Origin of the sequence: Micromonospora sp. URMC 107, assembly GCF_051386315.1 — a bacterium.
In the GTDB taxonomy this organism is placed as follows: Bacteria; Actinomycetota; Actinomycetes; order Mycobacteriales; family Micromonosporaceae; genus Micromonospora.
Genome location: NZ_JBPQTK010000298.1, coordinates 1 through 557, shown reverse-complemented (window position 1 = coordinate 557; position 557 = coordinate 1). Strand labels below are relative to the sequence as shown.

Sequence of the window (557 nt, the reverse complement as noted above, 5' to 3'; positions counted from 1 at the left end):
CTGTTGTTCTCGGGTCAGGGTGCGCAGCGCGCCGGCATGGGCCGGGAGTTGTACGGGACGTTCCCGGTGTTCGCCGCCGCGCTGGACGAGGTGTGCGCGCACCTCGACGCGCTGCTGCCGCGTCCGCTGCGGGAGGTGCTGTTCGCCGAGGCGGGCAGTGCCGAAGCGGGGCTGCTGGATCAGACGGTGTTCACGCAGGCCGGGTTGTTCGCGGTCGAGGTGGCGTTGTTCCGCCTCGTCGAGTCGTTCGGGATCGTGCCGGACATGGTGGCCGGTCACTCGATTGGTGAGGTCACGGCCGCGCACGTCGCGGGGGTGCTGTCCCTGGCGGACGCGTGTCAGCTCGTCGCGGCGCGTGGTCGGTTGATGCAGGCGTTGCCGGCCGGTGGCGGGATGCTGGCGGTGGCCGCCGCCGAGACCACGGTGGCGGAGTCGATCGCTGGGCTGACCGACCGCGTCGGGATCGCGGCGGTCAACGGCCCCGCCGCCGTGGTGGTGTCCGGTGCCGTGGAGGTGCTGGACGAGGTGGAGCGGGTCTGGCGGGAGCGGGGTGTCCG

1 protein-coding gene is annotated in these 557 nt (G+C 72.7%); it reads left to right on the top strand.

Features of this window, described 5'->3' with window-relative positions:
• On the top strand, positions 1 to 557 hold a 557-nt coding region (locus ACSNN9_RS28615; RefSeq protein WP_436676411.1), incomplete at both ends, for an acyltransferase domain-containing protein.